General features: G+C 54.4%; 17 protein-coding genes and 1 pseudogene. 3 read left to right on the forward strand and 15 right to left on the reverse strand.

Annotation, left to right across the window (positions count from 1 at the left end):
- The 4 genes from RA27_RS17110 to RA27_RS17130 form a co-directional block, all read right to left on the reverse strand.
- On the reverse strand, positions 1–1,136 hold a 1,136-nt coding region (locus RA27_RS17110), incomplete at its 3' end, for a hypothetical protein (protein ID WP_039541876.1).
- Positions 1,137–1,152: 16 nt separating this feature from the next.
- Positions 1,153–1,572 carry a hypothetical protein gene (locus RA27_RS17115; protein ID WP_039541878.1) on the reverse strand — a complete coding sequence of 140 codons (420 nt, stop codon included), beginning with the start codon at positions 1,570–1,572 and terminating at the stop codon, positions 1,153–1,155.
- 212 nt (positions 1,573–1,784) lie between these two features.
- Positions 1,785–2,261 carry a hypothetical protein gene (locus RA27_RS17120; protein WP_152610724.1) on the reverse strand — a complete coding sequence of 159 codons (477 nt, stop codon included), beginning with the start codon at positions 2,259–2,261 and terminating at the stop codon, positions 1,785–1,787.
- A 1,189-nt stretch (positions 2,262–3,450) separates the two neighbouring features.
- Positions 3,451–4,383, reverse strand: coding sequence for an IS5 family transposase (locus RA27_RS17130; RefSeq protein ID WP_039542028.1), 933 nt, complete (start codon positions 4,381–4,383; stop codon positions 3,451–3,453).
- 201 nt (positions 4,384–4,584) lie between these two features.
- Here RA27_RS17130 and RA27_RS17135 point away from each other — a divergent pair, with 201 nt between their 5' ends.
- Complete coding sequence (locus RA27_RS17135; protein WP_039541888.1) at positions 4,585–5,700, forward strand: hypothetical protein; 1,116 nt, start codon at positions 4,585–4,587, stop codon at positions 5,698–5,700.
- 720 nt (positions 5,701–6,420) lie between these two features.
- Here the strand turns inward: RA27_RS17135 and RA27_RS17140 are convergent.
- The gene (locus tag RA27_RS17140; protein ID WP_039541891.1) at positions 6,421–6,948 is read right to left on the reverse strand and encodes an ATPase AAA; all 528 of its coding nucleotides are present in this window, start codon (positions 6,946–6,948) and stop codon (positions 6,421–6,423) included.
- A gap of 49 nt (positions 6,949–6,997) precedes the next feature.
- Here RA27_RS17140 and RA27_RS23765 point away from each other — a divergent pair.
- Together RA27_RS23765 and RA27_RS17155 are read left to right on the forward strand one after the other, a co-directional pair.
- Positions 6,998–7,755, forward strand: a protein-coding gene (locus tag RA27_RS23765; RefSeq protein WP_152610725.1) for an IS5 family transposase whose coding sequence is annotated in 2 segments (ribosomal slippage) — positions 6,998–7,319 and positions 7,319–7,755 — 759 coding nt in all. Because the reading frame shifts where the segments join, the coding sequence is not laid out codon by codon here.
- Between the two features lie 102 nt (positions 7,756–7,857).
- Positions 7,858–8,886: pseudogene (locus RA27_RS17155) on the forward strand (IS110 family transposase).
- A 1,535-nt stretch (positions 8,887–10,421) separates the two neighbouring features.
- On the opposite strand, the gene RA27_RS17160 reads toward RA27_RS17155, so the two are convergent.
- From RA27_RS17160 to RA27_RS17205, 10 genes are read right to left on the reverse strand one after another with little or no spacing between them, the layout of a single operon-like run.
- Entirely contained in the window at positions 10,422–11,411 is a 990-nt protein-coding gene (locus RA27_RS17160) for an NAD-dependent epimerase/dehydratase family protein (protein WP_039541900.1), read from the reverse strand.
- Between the two features lie 9 nt (positions 11,412–11,420).
- Positions 11,421–12,665, reverse strand: coding sequence for a beta-ketoacyl-ACP synthase (locus RA27_RS17165; protein WP_206539998.1), 1,245 nt, complete (start codon positions 12,663–12,665; stop codon positions 11,421–11,423).
- Positions 12,662–13,387, reverse strand: a complete 726-nt coding sequence (gene fabG, locus RA27_RS17170) for a 3-oxoacyl-ACP reductase FabG (RefSeq protein ID WP_039541903.1) — start codon at positions 13,385–13,387, stop codon at positions 12,662–12,664. Before fabG ends, RA27_RS17165 begins: the two co-directional genes overlap by 4 nt.
- Positions 13,380–13,850 (reverse strand): hypothetical protein, encoded by a 471-nt coding sequence (locus RA27_RS17175; RefSeq protein WP_052265338.1) that lies wholly within the window; start codon positions 13,848–13,850, stop codon positions 13,380–13,382. The genes fabG and RA27_RS17175 overlap by 8 nt, the downstream gene beginning before the upstream one ends.
- Positions 13,847–15,058, reverse strand: coding sequence for a beta-ketoacyl-ACP synthase (locus RA27_RS17180; protein WP_039541905.1), 1,212 nt, complete (start codon positions 15,056–15,058; stop codon positions 13,847–13,849). The genes RA27_RS17175 and RA27_RS17180 overlap by 4 nt, the downstream gene beginning before the upstream one ends.
- Positions 15,055–15,666: a DUF3261 domain-containing protein gene (locus RA27_RS17185; protein WP_039541908.1), complete on the reverse strand. Its 612-nt coding sequence runs from the start codon at positions 15,664–15,666 to the stop codon at positions 15,055–15,057. Before RA27_RS17185 ends, RA27_RS17180 begins: the two co-directional genes overlap by 4 nt.
- A complete protein-coding gene (locus RA27_RS17190) occupies positions 15,666–16,901 on the reverse strand; it encodes an NAD(P)/FAD-dependent oxidoreductase (RefSeq protein ID WP_039541910.1) in 1,236 nt (411 codons plus the stop codon). The genes RA27_RS17185 and RA27_RS17190 overlap by 1 nt, the downstream gene beginning before the upstream one ends.
- Entirely contained in the window at positions 16,898–19,177 is a 2,280-nt protein-coding gene (locus RA27_RS17195) for a hypothetical protein (RefSeq protein WP_039541913.1), read from the reverse strand. The genes RA27_RS17190 and RA27_RS17195 overlap by 4 nt, the downstream gene beginning before the upstream one ends.
- A gap of 2 nt (positions 19,178–19,179) precedes the next feature.
- Positions 19,180–19,776, reverse strand: a complete 597-nt coding sequence (locus RA27_RS23230; protein ID WP_052265339.1) for a hypothetical protein — start codon at positions 19,774–19,776, stop codon at positions 19,180–19,182.
- Positions 19,773–20,192 carry a thioesterase family protein gene (locus tag RA27_RS17205; RefSeq protein WP_039541915.1) on the reverse strand — a complete coding sequence of 140 codons (420 nt, stop codon included), beginning with the start codon at positions 20,190–20,192 and terminating at the stop codon, positions 19,773–19,775. Before RA27_RS17205 ends, RA27_RS23230 begins: the two co-directional genes overlap by 4 nt.
- Position 20,193: the final 1 nt, after the last annotated feature.

Here is a 20,193-nt window from a genome sequence, read left to right on the forward strand (position 1 = left end):
AAACTGCCGTCTCGTTGGCTTAAACCTTCATTTTGCAAGTATCGCTCGTAAACGTGGTTAAAAATACCGCTAAAGCGCTCATAAGCGCCGTCAATATTTTCGCCAACTTCACTCAAATCAAAATGAAACAATCCGCCTGGAGCGAAGAGATTTCCGTCTTTATAAATAGTGTCAAGGAGTATCTGCTTTTGATCCTCTGAAAGTGGTAATTGAATTAAATCGGAGACAGAAAGGTTCTCAGATACCACACTTTCTGCGTACTCTTCAACGAGTGCCCCGCCAACAGAGAAGAGAGACAATACTGCAGCGGCGGCATCGCTGGCCGCATCTGCGGATTCAATTCCAGAAATTGCTAAACGTTCATAAGTCTCCACAGCATTTCCAAATCCATCTCCAATATACGGATTTAGTTCATCAAACTGACGGGACGCCAAATCAATTTGAGTTTGAAGCGACATAGAAAGCCGATTCGTGGCGGACTGAAGCTCCTCTAGGTTTTCACCGATGTATCTCGCCATTTGGGACATCGTGCTAAAACCGTCCCTAAGTTGACCGGCATTAACCACAATGGTGAGCGCGCGATCTAACTCTTCCCGGTTCTCAATGTTGAAGCTTGGATCGTCAATCAATTCTCTCAAAACACTAGCTGAATCATCTAAATTCCTAAACAATTGCCGCCGACTGAGTAACAGCGCCGTTTCTTCTTCAAAAGAGGGGATTGAAAAACTCGTTGAAACCGAACCGAAATCAACTTCCGCCAAAATATCTGTGTCAAATATGGGTTGTATTCCAGCTTCTTCTAATTGGTTATTCCTCAAGGTGCCCGCAGAATAATAGCTGAGTGAAGAACTCCAACTTGTAGCTACGGACGCCAAACTTGTGACGACTTTACCTAGCTTTCCGGTAGTTAATACAGTATTTTCTACGGTTTCAGCCAAAGTTGATACAACTGCGGAAGTAGTAGGGTCATTGACAAATCTTTGGTTAATTTGTTTTGCTAGTTTCTCTGTACCTAGTTCTATAGTTGCACCTGTGGCTTGGGCAACGTCGCTCAGTTTGCTAGCTACATAACCAACACCAGCAAGCGCCCTTTGGGTTATCGTGGTTTTCGGTATTTCTATTTCTTGTTGTGTCATTTTACATTCCAGTATTTCATCTTAAGATCTTGATTGTCTCTATAGCGGTCAAAGATGCCGCCCACGTAAGTAAAATGAACTGAAGTCCAATATTGACGCATACATCAGTATGAAACCCCGCCGCTTCAGTAAAATCTCCATAATCTAATGATTTTGGATCCACCAAAATGATCGTAAACGCCAAAATAGTGAAAATAAGGGCTATTATCTTTTTGGCGCTGAACTGGTGGTATCTAACGACGATGAAAAATAGGGGAATGCTCACCATAATAATCAATAAGCGCTGGGTTGAAAAAATATTCTGGTAACATTGGCCCGGGGCGTCGCCAAATGATGAAATAAAAATCCCTGATGCCAATAAGACTAATGCCGATGCAAACAATAGATACATTGGCATGGCCAGTACCCTTACGGTAAGTTTCAATAGAAGGAACATCAGTTAATTCATATTATGAGTTGGCGCCAGGTAAGAGTACACTGGCAGTTTATTCGAGAATTGAGGGTCTAGAAGCAAAGCACACCATTTCTGTATCGGCTTCCTAAGTGACCACAACACCAAATCCATATTGTGATAAGGTGTCGAGAGTACCAATTTCCCTGATGCGTAGAGCGAAAATGCCGCTGAGTTATTTAATATGCCAAATTCCACTATCTAACCCTTATTTTCACGGTTCTCACTGCCAGCAACTCGCCCTCAACATTCTCTTCGGAAGGCTCGAAGCCGCGTTCAAAATACAGACCAATCATGTGTTGTTGGATGTCATGCAAGAAGGTCCCGCCATCATTGCTAATGTTATATTTAAGGCTAAACCAACCTCTAAAACGCCGGGTCAATTCAAACGGAGCAAAGGGGTAGTCTTCTGCTTCTTTTGGAAGCAAAAGCTCTACGTCTGGTCGGCTAAACCAATCTTGCAGCCACTGTCCTTGTTCAAGCGCAGCTTGAAAAACCTCGTCGGTGTTAAACAAGAGAAAGACAAAATGCTCAGCAACATCTAGATCAATGGATCTTTCTCGGTACGGCTTGATATCGGTTAAAGGAACTATGGGCGCGTCGTTAGCGAGATGTTCATACTCAGCCTTCCAGTTCACAGGCGCGGAGTGTGAGTTATTACCCTGACCAGTCACAATGATCGTCCAACCTCATCTTGTAATTGTCGATATTCTTTCAGAAGTAATCAGAACACCCAATGAAGCGCTGACAGGTTGCTTTAGCTCTGAGCACCAAATTGAAGGCGACCATGCCAATCGCTACATCACAGCGGGAGCGCCTGTGCACTTGCGCCTTTCGTGCCACGTTAGAACTGGAAACTGGAGCGTCAACGCAAATCGCATCACGCCAATAGCGACCAAGCAACGCCGGGAAAATTCCGCCCGCGTTCAGGTTGGAACAATAAGCCTCGTCGATTCCCAGCCTTGTATCGTGCCTGTAAAACACCCCAATGAATGCAGCGGTCAACCTGCGAGATTGTAACTTCACTATATAAACCCTGTAACTTACTGCTTTTCCTTGTTAAACAACGTGTTTCCAAATGGTCAACAATAAAGTGAACCTCTCAGAATGCACCACCCAGCTTTTGTGCCCTTAGATTTCTGAAAGCCGCAGCGCAACAACTGCTACCCCACATGAGTTCGGCGATGGATTCAAAGGGTCGCCGTATCGGTTCACGTCTGACTGACGCGCAAAGTACCCCCAGCTTTCACATTTCCGTTATTGAGGCACGGCCTGCAATCAAGGAATCGGTTTACAGGTGGTTTTACTCCTCGTGTTTGAACTAGCGCCCTACAGTTAAGAGTTCCGTGACACAGACACCTTCAAGTTGTCTATGAAGAGCTTCCTTGGGAAAGACTTGGTATGCGAAGAATTTCCGGACGCTGGATGCCAGTTGCACCGGGCTGAAGAAACTGCCGACGAGGCAGATGCTCTACAATTCGATACTGCGGGATTTATATTCAAAAAAGTGACAACGCCGGATGCCGTGCAGAAGGCAGTGTTACTTCTGACGAAGGTTTTTCAGGTGAGCAGGTCAGGATCGTTAGGCAAGGCATGCGCAATGCCACGGAGGTGGTCACCGAGAAACATCGCTGGTTAAATTGTCGGAGGCCGCATGTTATGATCGAACCTCAGGACCGCCAAGTGAACCACAGGAATTTCCGGCGGGCATGTCACAAAGAGAAGCTCCAACCGCCACGCAGGGGCAGCAGAAAGCGGGCTCGACAACTTCGAACTTATTGGTCGCTTTCGTCATTTCCAGGTACCGGTGGCTCTGTTGCACGAAACGGGTGAAGATCGAGCTTCCCCTTTCCCCGGAGGTACTTATCCTGCGGGCTCTGTGACGGGTATGCCAAGAGCTGTGTAGCGGTTGAGAACCGCGATCGGGACCTGCAGCTCAGCAACTTGCCGACCGAAGTCCCTCGCCATGAGGCCTTGGCCAAGTCGTTCGACGCAATTCATCTTTGCCTCTGCGCGGCTCCGGCGGTGATAGCCGGTCAGCTTTCGCCATAGGGCCCGTCCGAGATACTTGCAGGCTCTCACGGCTTCGTTACGCGCGACGGCACCTTCTGTGGTTGGCCTCCAAGGTTGGGCATTTTTGCGCGACGGAATGATGGCGGCGGCTTCCCGAGCGGCGATCACGTTGTGGCACCTGCGTGTGTCATAAGCCCCATCGGCCGTGACTGTGGCAATCTCCTGATCGGGTGGGATCTGTTCCAGCAGATCGGGCAGCATTGGGGCGTCGCCGACGTTGCTTGTTGTGACCCCAACCGCGCGGATCTCCAGTGTTTCCTCGTCCATTCCGAGATGGAGCTTGCGCCAAAGGCGTTTCTTTGGCCCGCCATGCTTGCGGGCGTTCCACTCACCTTCACCTTCCGCCTTGATCCCGGTCGCACCGATCAGCAGATGGAGCGGCCCGGACCCACTACGGGAGGGAATAGCGAGGTTCAGTGTCTTCTGGCGGCGGCACAGAGTGCTGAAGTTCGGCACTTTCCAGTCGATCCCCGCCAGACGCAGCAGGCTCTCGACAAAACCGGTCGTCTGGCGAAAGGGCATGTCGAAAAGCACCTTGATCGTCAGGCAAACCTGAATTGCAGCATCGCTGAGCTCGGGCTGGCGACTGCGCTTGCCGGTCGGGGCCGCATGCCAGGGCATCGCAGGATCAAACCAGATCGATAGCGAACCATGCTGCCTCCGCGCAGTGTTATACGACCGCCAGTTCTTTGTCTTGTACTTCGTGGGAGACCAGCTGCTCATGACCATCAGCTACCACCCTGGATGCAAACAGTGAATCCCTCACGCCCTTTGTGCAAAAAGGCCCAGAAAACAACCAAAGTGATCTGACCGAAGCGTATTCCGTGTCTCGTCCAACTGTCTACAGGTCCCTCAACCGGCATCAGACTTGATTATCGTGGCACGATAATCGAACTGGAAAGGCGCGGGGCAAAGCGGGAATTGATGTTCTTAGAATTACAGCGCATCAATAATAGCATGAGAATATTCAAGTACCTAGGCTTCATTGCGATTCTAACAGGTTTAGCGTTGTTGGAGCAGTGTTCTACGATAGATGTTTCAAATCCCGAAGCATTCCGAAGCAGCCGCTTGAGCAACGCCCCATTGTTGAGCCAAGTCAAAGGGAGCAACAACTATGAGTTTCACTTCATCGCCGGAACAAGGCACCCCACCATAACATTTCATCCCAATGGAAGTTTCTATCTCGTTTCAGAAGGTATCGATACGTCGACCGGAACAACGACAATACACCGGTATGATGCGGCCGGGCGTCGAACTGACTCTATGGAGCTGCCTGAAGATGCAGAACTGGTTCCGTTCTCTCACTACGTTGTATCGCCAGAATTTGTCTACGACCTTTCACAACGCAGCTTCAACGCAAGCCCTGTACTGGAAATTCTGAACAATGAGGAGACTCGGGTTCTTACTCAGAGTTCATGGGGGAAATACATTGAGAAATTTGCCCAGGATGCAGAAGTTATTCTACACGCTAATTCAATACATTACTATGACAGGCAAGCCAGCTTTATCAAGATTCACGGCAGTTGGCTTAGGTTCCATACTCCCCGCCGCAGCGCAGAAATTAAGACGAACTGGGATTATGACGTGAGAATTTCGGGTTTCCCTGATCGTTTTGATAGAGCTATTCCGCTCAAAGCCGTTGGTGCTCCAGAGTTCGCACTAGGTTATTATGACGGCACTCACAAAGAACCAGATCACTACCCTGATCCACAAAACGACAAAGCAATTAACTTCCTGCGCTTTGACAAGACAAGTTACATCACCTACGCCTATTCATACATCCCAAGCTATTTGATTGGGACTGCGTTTTATGAGCTCGACATCAACGGCGATGCAATTCTGTTCAAGGAAAAAAGTGCTCGACCCTCTACCGCATTTGATCATCTTGAAAGTATTTCGGTTTTTCAACCTCCGCCAAAGTTCCCGAACGCCGATGACATCAGGTTCCTCTTGTTTCACCCATTCTGCAGTTGTGCGAGCGAGGGGAGTGATGGCCTTTATTTGATCCGCCCTCGGAACCTCAATGAAGTAGGATTCTGAATTATTTTCCGAAATTCGCAATAACGAACAGCCATCTCGCCAAAATATTTGCTTAAAGGTAGATCGTGGCAGGTTGGTTCGAGAAGGCAGCCCGCGCAACTGGCTGGCGCGTAGCAAGCAGTTCGGGAACTGGACGCCCCGCGGCCAGGTTCCGGATTTGCCCAACTACACCCGATCATTGATCGTTTGTACAACAGCCATTGGTGAGCAATGAGCTATAAATACTTATATCTTAATTTGAAAAGCGCCCACCAAGGCATTCCATTAGGAAGTAACAAGAACCGGGCTGCCGTGGCGGGCGTTGAGTGATCAGCTTCAAAAGGGTGATCGAAGCTTACGGTCAATCTATGTGTTGGCGGCGGGTTTACCAAGCGCAGGGAGTGGATCAAACGCAGTTGTGACCACCTGTGAGCGGTTGTTGGCTGGATAGGTGGAAGGGGCGGTAGTACCGCCCCCTTCTGCGTCAGGTCTGCGGTGACGGTTTCGTCACCCTCTCAAAATCGACGAACTTCTCGTTCACGCTATGACAAAACAATCGGCTTTGCTCGATACGTCCCAAAGGCGAGAAGTAACTGACCAATGAGAACGACCGTTCGGTGTCTCTGTTGGGCTCACAGAAGTTTTCCGGTCGTGTAGTGAGGATCACAAAAAGGAACGTGACCCGCGCTCCTGTGCAAAAGGTGAAGGGGATGGGCGTCTTAGTCTGGCATTTCGGCTTTTTTAAACATCTAGCAATGCAGGGAATTCGCTCCGCTTCGAAATCGTTGCGACAGGAACGTGTGGGCCGAAGCGATCAATGGCACTCACCAAGCGAGGCGCAACTCTTGTCTCAAATGTCCAGATAAAGGTCAGGAACTCGCGATCAGGCAATTGCTCGGGACATCCTTCAGCCATGTCGATCCGAACCCTGCCGTAGTTTGCAAGAACTCTTCGCGCAACGCCGCCCAGTGCGACGTGTCTTGGAACTCGAACCCATATCAAAAGATCGGCGCGAGGAAGAAGCAGGTCGAATGTAGATACAGTTGTGCCGTCCATGACCCACCGATCCCTTCGCACCAAATCGGCAACAATTTGGCGCTGCTCCTCGCGGTCGCGAACTTGCCAGCCGGGCAACCAGCGGACGTCGCGGTCATACGATAGATATTCCAGATTGAAGCGCTCAGATATTTTGAGAGAAAGCGTGCTTTTTCCACCTCCTGAACACCCCACCACGAGCACACGTTTCGCCCTTCTAGGGTCAGGACCCATTGATTTCCATTTTGCGGCGTGATTCACGGCTCAAAAACGAGCGGTGAACATGTCTGATCTCTTCTGGCTTACGGATGCGCAAATGGCGCGTCTGGAGCCCTTCTTTCCGAAGCCCCACGGCAAGCCGCGCGTCGATGACAGGCGTGTGTTGAGCGGGATTATCTTCATCAATCGCAATGGTTTGCGGTGGCGGGATGCCCCTGCTGCCTATGGACCGCACAAGACGCTGTACAATCGATGGAAACGGTGGAGCGACAAGGGTATCTTCGCGCGAATGATGGCTGGCCTGGCCGCCGAGCACGGCGAACAGAAGACTGTGATGATCGACGCGACCTATCTGAAGTCTCACCGGACAGCGACCAGCATGGGCGTCAAAAAGGGGGGCGTGGACGCCTGATTGGCCGAACCAAGGGCGGCATGAACACCAAACTGCACGCCATCTGCGACAGTCTGGGACGCCCGCTGAACCTGTTTATAGCCGCAGGACAGGTCAGTGACTACATCGGTGCTCGGGCTCTGTTTAGCGGCATACCGAATGTCGATTGGCTACTCGGAGATCGCGGATACGATGCCGATTGGTTCCGAGAAGCGTTGCAAGACAAAGGGATACACGCTTGTATCCCCGGTCGGAAGCAGCGCAAAACAACGGTGAAGTACGACAAGCGCCGATACAAACGCCGCAACCGGATCGAGATCATGTTTGGCAGGCTCAAGGATTGGCACCGTGTGGCAACCCGATACGACAGGTGTCCGAAGGTCTTCCTCTCTGCAATCGCCCTCGCAGCTCTCGTCATCTATTGGCTATGAGATGCTGTAACGGGGCCTGCGTCACGCACGTCCGTTGCCACTTGCCAGGTCAGCACCGCGCTGTCGCCATTCCCGTATTGTGCCCACATGGACGATGACGGGATGGAATTATTTGTTGGATTGGATGTATCGCTTGCGAAGACCTCTATTTGCGTGATCAGCGAACACGGCCAGATTAGCTAAGAAGCAGAGACTGAAAGTGAACCCGAAGTTCTGGCGCGTTGGTTTGATGAACTTGACGGCAGCATCGCTGCGATTGGCCTGGAGGCCGGGCCACTGTCGCAATGGCTGCACCGTGGGCTGACCGAAGCTGGCCTTGATGCGGTACTCATGGAAACGCGCCAAATGAAAGGCGCATTGAAGGCCATGCCGATCAAGACGGATCGGCGCGATGCCGAGGGGATCACTCGGCTGCTTCACCTTGGCTGGTTCCGCCCGGTTCACTGCAAATCGGTCTCGGCTCAAGAAACCCGCGCCGTTCTCGGTGCCCGCAAAGCCATTCAACAAAACATGATCGCCCTGGAAATGTCGCTGAGAGGACTGCTGCGGAACTTTGGCCTCAAGGTGGGCGCGATCTCTTGCGGCAGATTCGAGGCCCGCATTCGGGAATTGGCAGATGGAAATCCCATGCTGGAAACCGCGACAGCACCAATGCTGCGTGCCAGAGCATCTCTGCGACAGGAACTGGCCGGTCTCGAAAAGCGCGTGCGCCAGTTGGCTGGGGATGATCCAGTATGCCTACGCCTTATGTCGATGCCTGGGATCGGTGCAGTAGTAGCGTTGACATTCCGTGCTGCGGTCGATGATCCGGCTCGCTTTCGGTCGTCAAAGAGAGTTGATCCCTGGGTGGGTTTGACGCCTTCGCGCAATCAGTCCGGTGAACGGGACGTGTCAGGCGGTATCACCAAAGCTGGTGACGTGAATCTGAGGCGGGCGTTGTGCCAAGCCGCAACCGTCATGATGAACCGTGGCCGGTCGACTTGGTTGCGAACATGGGGCGCCCAATTGGCTCAACGTCGCGGTCGCAAAATCGCAATGGTTGCTCTCGCGCGCCGCATCGCTGTTATACTTCATCGGATTTGGATCGACGGCACCGAGTTCCAGCCCGATGAGGCACCGAAAATGACCTGACTTTGTCATTGCCTTACCCGTTGCCTGCTTGAGCGCGGGCTTTCGAGGTCCCCCAGGGACGTGGTTCCGATGATGCCGTGGTCAGGACTGTCGCTGTTCTTTGCCAAGCACGCCTATGAGATGGACACATCGGAATTACATCGAACCAGCATCATGTTGGCAGCCATCGCGCTGACCACGAACCGAAGCAAGTACCCGAAGGATCTCAGCCGAAAGCCGCGAGAAAAGGCGGAACGGACACTAACAATACCAAGGTACCCGCTCCGGCGGATCAATTGTTATATCCAAAACCGCTTGACTGAAGCGACCCCGTTACCGAAGTCCTGACCCTAACAATCAATTTGGACAAGTCAGATGAGGCTGCTCACGTGCAATGCTGCAACGGCCAATATGCATGTGGTAAGAGCGATGCGCATTTTTCTTTTCAATACTTCACTACATTTGAACAATCACCACATGCACTCCTCGCATAAATATTGAGGGCAATCATCTATAACGAATTGTATTTCCGTTAGCCGCGCTCTGAAACCCGATTTTCCGGTCATTTGTGATTAGGGTTTCCCCCGACGAATCCCTGGTTGGGAGCAGCGCACAATACGTAAAGCTCTTTGCCCAAGTGGCACAAGATTGTGTATCATAACAAGTTTGATCAAACTTAATGCCAGAACGAAGAACGTCTGCCACTCACACACGCTGTTGCGACGCTCATCTGAAATGTACCTATTAGGCCGCCTGAGAAATACAGTTTCTAGACCCTGCAGGAAGTGATTGAAAAAGCGTTGCTTCGCGCTCTTTGACACCGATAGTACTGCAACGACCACTCTGTTTGCGGCTACATTATCCACTGACGTTTAGCCCGATGCATCATGAACCGCTGCCGATTGGCAAGATTTCTTTGAAGGGGGCGGCGTAGGCATCATAGACTTCAACTTGGTCATCGTTATTGCTACGCTCAAGAATTTCATACTCAACGCTGACCTGAGCCTTTGAAGCTGAGAGGGCATGTTGTGTAGAGACACAGCGCCTTCAGGTCCTGCTTCACCACTTCCATTGTCACAACATCACCGGAATTCTTGGTTTGCAAAGGCGTAGCCAAGCACCTGCAACCTCAACCCGATCTGTAAACATTTACCGCAGTCCCGACTGCCGCGGGCCGCGTTGTCGATCGATAGCGCAACCGGGCGCGCTCTACGGCTGCGGGCCAGCCGCCTCTGTTGGAACGTCGCTATGACCCTGCAATTGCACTTGCCACCCAAGCATTTTGCATCTCAAGTACTCATCTATTCCAAATTCCCGGAGGAAGGGTATTTTTCGCGCTAAAACTTGGACGACAAAGCGCTTAAGTTGGTGCTTCTGCAAGAAATTCAAAGATACAAGTGCTTGCACTTGTATGGGGATCTACGATCGTCAATGTTATCAATAAAATACTCGCTGAGGTCTGGATAATAGGCAATAAGTGCATTCCCGGTACGATCCATCTCAGACTGATTAAGAATGACGTGCCTCGCGCAGAACAGTTGGCGGCGCGTTATTCTTTACGAAGAATTCGAAATAGAAACCAGAATCCTGTCAAGCTCGCTGTTTACTGGCTCCCATCCCGTGGCAAGTTTAAGAGCGCTGATGTCCGCACAGATCTTTGCAATGTCACCATTACGTCTGGGCGCGTAGACCGGTGTGATCGACGGTGCATGCCTGTCCCGAAACCGGTGCACAATTTGTTTCACGGAGCGACTTGTCCCGCTGCCACAATTGACGACGAGGTTTTTGCCGGTCTCAGAGATGTACTGAAGGCTGCGCCAGAACGCCTCGGTAGCGTCGTCAATATGTATAAGGTCGCGCTCGCAGGTGCCATCTTCCGTGTCATAATCATTGCCCAAAATCTGGAATTCGACGTTGCCGGCATTGACCGCCCGCACCCGACACGCGGCCAACGCGTCCAGAAGGCTGGGTTCACTTCCAGCACTAACTTCGTGGGTCATGAACGTCCCGCGGCCTGCGACATTGAACAGGCGCAAAATGGCGCAGGTCATCCCGTAATGCTCGACCGAAGACAGAAGCACGTCTTCGAACATCTTCTTGGATAAGCCATAGGGGGATTTGGGCAAAAGGATGGCGTCCTCGGCCACGATCCCTCCGGGCACATCGCCGTAAACAGCCGCTGAAGACGCGAACAGGAACTGACGGATATCTGCTGCTGCACTGGCCTCCATCAGCGCAACACTGTGGGACAGGTTATTACGATAGTGAACCAGAGGATCGCGCACCGACTCGGCGACGGATTTCGATGCTGCCAAATGCACCACCGTGCGGCAGTGATGCTTGTTAAGAATCCGCGCAATCTCGTCTACCCGGCTGATGCAGGTTTCATAAACTGGCACGTCACCAGGTAGGCGCGCGCGCCGACCGTTGGACAGGTCGTCCACCACCACGACGTCGCAGTTGCGGGACTGAAGATGCCGGACCAGATGAGCCCCAACAAAACCCGCTCCTCCTGTCACCAGAATCGGTGAGAGTGCATCTTGCATGAGTTCCGATCAAACCTTCTTGAAAATAAGGGACGTGTTGATCCCGCCAAAGGCAAAGTTGTTGGACATCACAAATTGGGGTTGGATGTCACGCGCCACGCCAATCAGGAAGTCGGGCGTCGCAGCGCTGACTGCCAGGCATCTTGGATCAGTATCTGAGAGATTTGCGGTCGCCGGGAACCAGCCATCATTCATCATTTCAATCGCCAGCCAGGCTTCGATGGCGCCACAGGCACCAAGCGAGTGTCCGAAATGCCCCTTGAGCGAGTGCATGGGAACGGCACGGTCAAAAACGGCCGAGGTCGCATGAACTTCGGCAATGTCACCGGCATCCGTTGCGGTTCCGTGACCGCTGACGAAACCGATACTTTCAGGTTCCAGCCCGGCGTCTTGCAAGGCCAGTCGCAGGGCGATCTGCATCGTGTCGGATTGCGGTCGTGTCGCGTGACTGCCATCCGAATTGGTGCCAAAACCGACGATTTCAGCAACGACGGGTGCGTCGCGGGCGGCGGCGTGTTCAAATTCTTCAAGAATCAGTGTCCCAGCACCCTCGCCGATCACCAGACCGTCTCGGGCGCTGTCGTAAGGCCGGGGAGTCTGACCCGGGTGGTCATTCATCGCGCTGGTGGAAAACAGCGTATCAAAGACGGCACTCATGCCGACGCTCATTTCCTCGGCCCCGCCGGCCAGCATGATGTCCTGCTGCCCATCCCGAATCGCCTCATAAGCAAACCCGATACCCATACTGCCCGAGGTGCACGCCGATGATGTCGGCAGTACCCGCCCGGTCAGCCCCAGATGGATGCCGATATTGACGGCCGAGGTGTGGCTCATCATACGTACATAGCTTGCCGCATTCAGGTTGCGCGCCGTGCGATCCGTCAGAAGGCGAGCAAAATCGATAACCGGATCAACGTTGCCGAAGGATGAGCCATAGGCGACCCCGGCACGCCCTGTGTGCAGGCGCTCCGGGTCGTCCTTCAGACCTGCCATCTCAAGTGCTCTCTCCGACGCATACATCGACAGCGCGGCCACCCGCCCGGCAGTTCTGAGAGCCTTGCGGTTATAGTGGTCGCGCGGCTCGAACGTGTCGATCGGCCCGCCCAGCCGGGTGTTCAGATCCTGACAGTCATCCCATTCGTGCATGTACCGGATACCGGTCTGCCCCTGCTCCATCCGCTGCCGAATTTCGCCCCATGTCTCGCCCAGAGACGTGACGCCAGACATGCCTGTTACGACGACCCTGCGCATCATTGCAGACCTCCGTCCACGGCAATCACCTGCCGCGTGATGTACGAGGCACCGTCGGAACACAGGAAAGACACCAGATTTGCCACCTCTTCCGGCAGACCCGCGCGCTGCATCGGAATCAGGGTTTTGACCATATCGCCGGGCAGTTCCGAGGTCATGGCAGTCTCGATGACACCCGGCGCCACGCAGTTCACAGTGATTCTGCGCTTGGCCAATTCAATGGCCAGAGACTTGGACGCCCCAATCAAGCCGGCCTTTGAAGCAGCATAATTGGTCTGCCCCCGGTTGCCGATAATTCCCGAAACCGACGTCATCGTGACAATTCGTCCGGGCTTGCGGCGCTGGATCATCGGCATCAACAGGGGATGCAGCACGTTGTAAAAACCATTCAGGTTGGTATCAACGACCCCATCCCAATCCTCACCGGTGAGGGCGGGGAAGGCACCGTCCCGCGTCACTCCAGCATTCAGAATGGCCCCGAAATAGGCCCCGTTTTGCGCGATATCCTGTTCGATGATTTTCCGACATTGGTCGCGATTAGAGACATCGAATGACAGTAAATTGCAAGTGCCACTCTGACTTTGTATCACTTCGGCCTGAGCTTCTGCACCAGCGAGGTCGCGCCCGTAGTGCAATGCGATTTCGAATCCGTCGCCCGCCAGCTTTTGGGCTATCGAAGCCCCCAGCCCTTTGCTCGCGCCTGTGACCAGAATACGTTCAGGCATCCCCGGCCTCCTTCGTCACTTCGGTCCCGTCCGGGCTGTATACATTCAACGTGGCAGAGGCGACGGTCTCGGCTCCACTGTCTATACGCCCGTCGAAAGACGCCATGTTTCCGTCATTGAATCGTTCTTCAACGGTCACGGTCAGCACTTCTCCGACGTCAAAAAAGGGCCGAGACAAGGACATCGCACGGGTTCCCAGCAAAAAGCCGATGGCTGGCGCACAGCCGCGCTGTGCCTTCCAGAAACCATCCAATGCCGCAACCGCTTGGGCCATGTATTCCAGCGACAGATAGCTCGGCACGCCTTCGTCTGGCCGACAGAACATTGTATCCGAGTCAATCCGAACCTCAGCCTTAAGGCGGCCGTTTTGGGCCTCGACCAGTCGATCCAACAGCGCCATTGGCCGGTCATGCGGCATGAACTGAACGATATCCTCGGACGTATCAGGTGCCGCGCTTGTCATGACTGCTCGCTTCTGCCCAGAACAAGGCTGCAATTATTGCCTCCGAAAGCGAATGAGTTGCTGATCATCGCCGAGGCCTGCTGCATGGTGCGGCCAGGATCACCGGGGGCCACGAAATTCAACGGTTCGCAATCCATTCCCAATTTCCCATCCCATAGGTGTGGCGGCAGCTCTGTATCCGACGCAGAGCGGGACAGCAACAACCACAAAAAACCGGCCTCAATAGCGCCAGCCGCCCCAAGCGTGTGACCGGTCATGGGCTTTGTCGAACTGACCGGGACGCCCTGCCCAAGCGCCTGAGCAACTGCCAGAGACTCCATCGCGTCGTTAGCTCGCGTTCCGGTTCCGTGCAGATTGACATAAGCGATATCACCGACATCGCAACCGGCCATATCCATCGCAATATTGATAGCGTCTATCGCCCCCTGCCCTGACGGGTCCGGCGCGTTCATGTGATAACCGTCCGAAGTTTCACCCCATCCCAAAAGCGCCACGTTTGAATGCTGGCGCGTCATAAGGAAGACCGCCGCACCTTCTCCGATATTGATGCCGTTACGATTGACCGAGAACGGGTTAGACAGCCCCGGTGCAATCGACGATAGCGCGTCAAACCCGTTCAGAGTCAGACTGGTCAGCGCGTCGACCCCACCGACGACAACTGCGTCACACTGCCCGGTCGCCAGTAAGCGCGCGCCGCTGGCCAGTGCATTGCCCCCTGATGAACAAGCGTTTGACACCGTGAAGGACGGACCCTGAAGCTGGTAAAGCGTGGAAACGAAGTCCGATGGGTTGCCCAGTTCCTGCATTTCCAACCGAAAATCGGACGCAAACGCACCATCAGCATGGGCAGTTGCAAGAGCTAAACGGCCTTCTTCAATTCCGCTTGTCGTTGCGCCGATTACAACGCCTACACGCTCTGGCCCGTAGCGTTCGACCGCGCTGGCAATCGAGTCCTCGACCTCCATCAACGCACCACACAGGATGCGGTTGCTGCGCGTTGCGAACTTGTCCGACTGCGGCAAGGGGGGCAAGTCCTCGGGCAGGTCCGGCACGATGCCAACAACCGCCTCTCCGCGCTGCAAGTAACCCGGATCTGGTTGCATTCCGGATTGATCCCCGGCCAAAAGCGCCGCCCGCACGACCTGCTTCCCCTGCCCCAATGCGCAGGAGATTCCCAGATCGTTCAGGAAGTACGGTTGTGCGGTCATGACAATTCTACAGAAGAGATTCTTAGGGTGTAGCCGTGTTGTTGGTCCTTGATCGTCAGCTCAGTCGAGTCAGACGGTTTGCTATAGGTGACGGTGACCAGAGGCTGCAACCCTTCACTGACCTTGCGGTCATGGCTGGTCACCTTCAAATCCAGATCTCGCCGCATCAAGGGCCCTAGAGCTTCCGTCGGCCAAAAGGCCAGAACAATGTCATCCAGGATATGGCGGTCCGATATCTGGGCGGGCAGAAATTTCGCGCCATTCGGCTCAGCCTGACCGTTCACCCATTTCAACGACCCAATCGGCAATCCAAGCGGGTCAAACAGCTGTATTTCGACCACCTCCCCCGACAGGCTGAGAAAAGCCATCGCCTGCCGCGTCTGCCCATCGACCTCCAGCGTCAGTTTTTGCTGAAGCTTCAGTGGCGGTTTCGGCCAGACCAACTGGTTCACCGTGATCACCTGCGTGCTCTCAGGCTGCGGTTGCTTTGATGCAACTTGAGGTTCATCCGGCAGAACGGACACCGGCGCGCCCTGCTGCACTTCAGTCTCCGGACCCCCGCAGGCTGCCAGAACCAATGCAACTAGGCCTGCCAGAAAACGGCGCATCAGGCGACCATCTTTCTGATCGCAGCCAAACCACTTGCCGGTTTTTTGACCAGAGGATTGTCGCGGTTCCAGGCGTATCCAGCCAAAATCGACGTAACCATCCGGGTGACATTGTTGATCTCAGCGGGGTGGTTGAAGATCACCTCTTGTAGGCTTTGATCGTACCAACCGGTCACAAAGGTTCGGAAAACATCCACTCCGGATCGCAAGGGGACCGCGAAATCGCGATCCCAATCCACTTCAGCGCCTTCGAGTTGTCGCAGCAGAACATCGCAGGCCAGATCGGCCGAATGCAGCGCGATTGTTACGCCGCTTGAGAAAACCGGGTCCAGAAACTCGGCCGCATTGCCAAGCAAGGCGAAGCACTGGCCATGCAAGGATTTGACATTCTTGGAATATCCCCGAATACACCCCGTCGGTCGAACCGCGCGTGCATCCTTTAGTAAACGTCCCAAATCGGTATCGTTGACCCATTTCCACATCAGGCGCGTATGGTCATCACCGCCCTCCCCCAAGTCGTGTTCTTCCCCAAGCACAACACCAACCGAACTGGTCCCGTCAGAAAAACAGATCAGCCAGAACCAGACCTCGGGGTGCTGCGGATGCACGGTGATCACGATCTTGCTGCGGTCAAAATCCGGATCGGTGATGCCATCCTCGATGTGGGTGAACAACGCCCCCCTGAACGGCAAGTCCGACGGGGTCTCAAGCCCCAGAAGCCGGGGTAAAACCCGCCCGAAGCCGCTTCCGTCCAGTACAAAATCGGCATTGAGGTACGTGATTTGACCACCCTCATCGCGCAGCGTCAGCGATGCATTCTGTGCTGAGATATCGGCGTCCACCACTTGCGTATCATAGAGCATCTCTGCCCCCGCACGTTCGGCCGCTTCTGCCAGAATTTGGTCAAATCGGGCGCGCTGTACCTGAAATGTAGTCCCCCAGCCTGGTTCGTATTTCTGACGGAAGTCGATGTCTGTCGTCTGCACACCCCGCACGAACCGCGCCCCGGTTTTAATCTGAAATCCGGCCTCTTCAATCTCGGGCAACAGCCCTGCACGTACCAATGGGATCATCGAAAAGGGCAGAAGACTCTCACCGATTGAAAACCGTGGGTGACGAGCGGATTCAACCACTGTCACCCGGTGCCCGGCATCAACCAACCGCTTGGCCGCCAGCGAGCCCGCAGGCCCCGCTCCAATGATCGCAACACCGGTGGTTGTCGAATTCTGCGTCATTTATTTGTTCCTATGACATGTGTTGAAAATGGTGAAAGAAGCCACGCGACGGTCAGACCAGCACATAATACGGAGCCAATCTGGTGGATGGCAGGAAGGCTGCTGCTCCCGAGGATCGCGAACGCACCCACCGAACTCAGAGCGGATAGGGACACGGCGCGATAGGTCTCGGGATGCGATCCAATATCCGGGTCGCCAAGGAAAATCGCATAATCCGCACCGATCGCCAGCACCAGAAACAGAGACATCACGGTCAGCAGGTTCAACGGCACCCCGACCAGCGCGGCCAAGGCCGGGGCCGCCACAACCGCCGCAGCAGGCACCAACGCCAGCCGTGTGCCGTGCGCCACACCGTCGCGCATACAGAACAACGTCCAGAGCAGAACCAACGCCGCCAGCAAAGCGTATTGGGCGCCCCTACGGGACTGTTCAAAGGCTCGGTTCGCACCGTCGACCGGGTCCATCAAATACACGCCCTCAAAACGCTGCGCCAATTCAGAGACAGCGGTAGTGGTTCCTCCGACAATCGGGACAGCTGCCCAGACACGCCCGTCGTGCGTATGATGCACGACCTGCAGGGCGCGATGCTGTGGCGCGACCGCCTGAACGCTCTCAATAGTAAGCAGCTCTGGCTTCGGTACGACAAATGGCAGGCCCGTTACTCTTGCCCAGCGTGGCGCCAGTCCATTCTTCACAAGCGCGGCGGTTTCAGACTGCTGAGACAGGCTGGGGATCAGGTCCGAAATCACAAAAGCCGAGGTAATCTGACCTAACTGCTGAAGACCGCGCAAGGCAGGAGCGATGCTTTCAAGCTGTTCCAGCAATTCTTGGCTGTCATCCGCCTCGACCACAAGAAATCGGCTGATCTGAGTTGAGGGGAACAGTTCAGCCCCCAATTCGGCATCACGCAACAACGCCTCGGGTGCGTGGCCCAACGTTCGGACATCATCGGAAGGTGGTTGTAGACTAAGAAAACCACCGGCCAGCAGCGCCAAACCCATGACCGAGTACCCCAAGAAACCGGCAATTCGGATGTGCTGCCTCCGTAACTTCGCGCTGAACAACGCCTGTTGCTGATTTGTCGGGATGGGCAGCAAGCCAATTGCAGGAAACAGGATCAGGATCGTCGTCATTGCCGCAGCGATACCAGCACAGGCAATCACGGCGATTTGTGCCAACAGATCGAACGAAGCGAACAGCAAACTGGCGAACCCCACAGCAGAACTGAGGGCTCCGAACAGCAAGGCTTTGCGCGTGGCCAATGCCACGCACTTGTCGCAATCTGGTCGCGCCAGAAAATAGTGAAAGATGTAGTCTGCCACCACGCCCAGCAATCCCCCGGCAAAGCCAAGCGCGACGGTGTTCACACTGCCCCAGATCAGCGCGGCAGCAGCCCCGCCCCAGAGTAACCCGAGGCCAAGAACCAAAGCAGTTGCAATCAGGATTCGAACCGATCGCATGGATGCAACAATTACGGCCAGCACCCACAAGGCGGACAGCAGCGTCAGGCGTTCGGTCTCGGCCCGCGACGCTTTGGCGATATCGGCGGAAAAGAAAACGCCGCCCAGAAAGTGGACTTGGACCTGTGGCCGGTCCTGCAGCGTTTCAGCAACGACCGCACGAACTGCTGCGGCTAAATCGCTTTCACCTTCCAGATCGTTGACACCATCAGCCTGAAACGGGACCCGCACGTGGGATACGCCATCCGCAGATCGAAAAACCGGCACGCCACCAATCAATTGGTCCGGAATTGCTGGATCAAAAGCCGAAATCAACGCTAGCCCGGTCAGGTTGAATGGGTCGCGCGCTGGATCTGTAAAAGACAAGGCCATGCCCGGTATCGTCAATCCGGCTAACGCGCGGGCCAGAATTCCCTCGCCTTCCGACTGCTCAAGATCCTGACGATCCTTACGGCTCACAACGCCCGGGAAAGCCTGCAACAACAGCTCGGATAATTGCTGGTCCTCTGGGTTTTGTCCCGTCAGCTCCGCTGAGAAAAGACCAGGATGAGCCATCAAGGCAGCCTTTAGCGCAAGCGCCGCACCCACGGCGCGATCCGGGTCCTGATGCGACAGAAGTACACTTCCTTGCCCAGTTTGCTGGCCGCGCAACTCGGTCCAAACTGCGTCAAGTTCCGAACCTTCACTGTTGCTGTGCTCAAAGGTCGAGATGTCACCCCGGATTTGAAACCGCCCGTCGGCAATGCCCATAAAAAGGACAACGGCACACACCGCCTGCGCAACGATCCACAGTAGAACCCGGCGATCAGGAATCACAGTCAGCGCGCCTCTTGAAACTGCTGCCACAGGGTCAAAAGCTCGGCCCGGTCAGAACTGTCCACTTCCAGTCGCACAGCATTGGCCTCATAAGATTGCCCTTGCGCATCTTTCGCCCAGAACACGATTTCTCGAAGCACCGGATCTGCCCCACCCGAAACGCGCAGCGTGACCGGTTCGGATTTGCCGGACGGTGTTTTCATGACGCCGCGTATCTGCGTATCACCGTTAGGCATCTGCCTTTCGTCGCTGAGCGTAAATATTCCTGTCTTGACCAGCGCCTGCGGATCGCCCGAGAGCATCCGGTCGAGTATAGTCAACTCCAGCGCCCCACGCCCTTCGTCAAGCGCAGAAAAATCACCGGCGGGGTTCAATTGATACAACCCATCCCGCACCACGATCAGCGTTGTTTCAAACGGAGTTCGGGTCGCCCAGATCAGCCCCTCACCGGGTAACAGGGCAAATGAACCAGTTGTTTCAAGCGTCACGTCATGCTCGGGCAAGTAACGCGACTGATGGAACGTCCCACCCAAAGGCGCTGCTGCCGCCAGACCAGCAACCAGACACATCAAAAGGACCAGAACAACACGTATCATCATGCGGCCCGGTCGCCGTGTTTTTCGACTTTGGCGTGGAAGGAGGCCGGAGTTTCAAACTGCATGACACCGGTGTCCGCTGCAACACAAACCATCGTCGTCTGGCCCTTGGTCAGGCGCGCATCGGTATCGAAATCAACAACCTGATAATCAATGACCATGCGGTTGAGGTACTCCCGCAGCGTCGCCGTTACCCGAATCCGCATCCCGAACCGCGCAGGTGCCACATATTTCACCCGGAGATCGACCACCGGCCAGCCAAAGCCGTCCTCTCGCATCTGCGGAAAGTTGTATTCCAGCTTGTCCAACAGAGCGCAGCGTGCCTCTTCGAACAGTTTTACATAGTTGCCGTGCCACATGATCTCCATCGGATCGAGATCGTAGAACTGCACGCGGGTCTCGATGCTGGCCGAGATCATC

Source organism: Ruegeria sp. ANG-R (assembly GCF_000813985.1).
Classification (GTDB): Bacteria; Pseudomonadota; Alphaproteobacteria; order Rhodobacterales; family Rhodobacteraceae; genus Ruegeria.

Coding starts and splice junctions, on each gene's coding strand:
- RA27_RS17115 (WP_039541878.1), bottom strand. CDS start 1,572: ATGTTCCTTCTATTGAAACTTACCGTAAGGGTACTGGCCATGCCAATG.
- RA27_RS17130 (WP_039542028.1), bottom strand. CDS start 4,383: ATGAGCAGCTGGTCTCCCACGAAGTACAAGACAAAGAACTGGCGGTCG.
- RA27_RS17135 (WP_039541888.1), top strand. CDS start 4,585: ATGTTCTTAGAATTACAGCGCATCAATAATAGCATGAGAATATTCAAG.
- RA27_RS17140 (WP_039541891.1), bottom strand. CDS start 6,948: ATGGGTCCTGACCCTAGAAGGGCGAAACGTGTGCTCGTGGTGGGGTGT.
- RA27_RS17160 (WP_039541900.1), bottom strand. CDS start 11,411: ATGCAAGATGCACTCTCACCGATTCTGGTGACAGGAGGAGCGGGTTTT.
- RA27_RS17165 (WP_206539998.1), bottom strand. CDS start 12,665: ATGATGCGCAGGGTCGTCGTAACAGGCATGTCTGGCGTCACGTCTCTG.
- fabG (WP_039541903.1), bottom strand. CDS start 13,387: ATGCCTGAACGTATTCTGGTCACAGGCGCGAGCAAAGGGCTGGGGGCT.
- RA27_RS17175 (WP_052265338.1), bottom strand. CDS start 13,850: ATGACAAGCGCGGCACCTGATACGTCCGAGGATATCGTTCAGTTCATG.
- RA27_RS17180 (WP_039541905.1), bottom strand. CDS start 15,058: ATGACCGCACAACCGTACTTCCTGAACGATCTGGGAATCTCCTGCGCA.
- RA27_RS17185 (WP_039541908.1), bottom strand. CDS start 15,666: ATGCGCCGTTTTCTGGCAGGCCTAGTTGCATTGGTTCTGGCAGCCTGC.
- RA27_RS17190 (WP_039541910.1), bottom strand. CDS start 16,901: ATGACGCAGAATTCGACAACCACCGGTGTTGCGATCATTGGAGCGGGG.
- RA27_RS23230 (WP_052265339.1), bottom strand. CDS start 19,776: ATGATGATACGTGTTGTTCTGGTCCTTTTGATGTGTCTGGTTGCTGGT.
- RA27_RS17205 (WP_039541915.1), bottom strand. CDS start 20,192: ATGATCTCGGCCAGCATCGAGACCCGCGTGCAGTTCTACGATCTCGAT.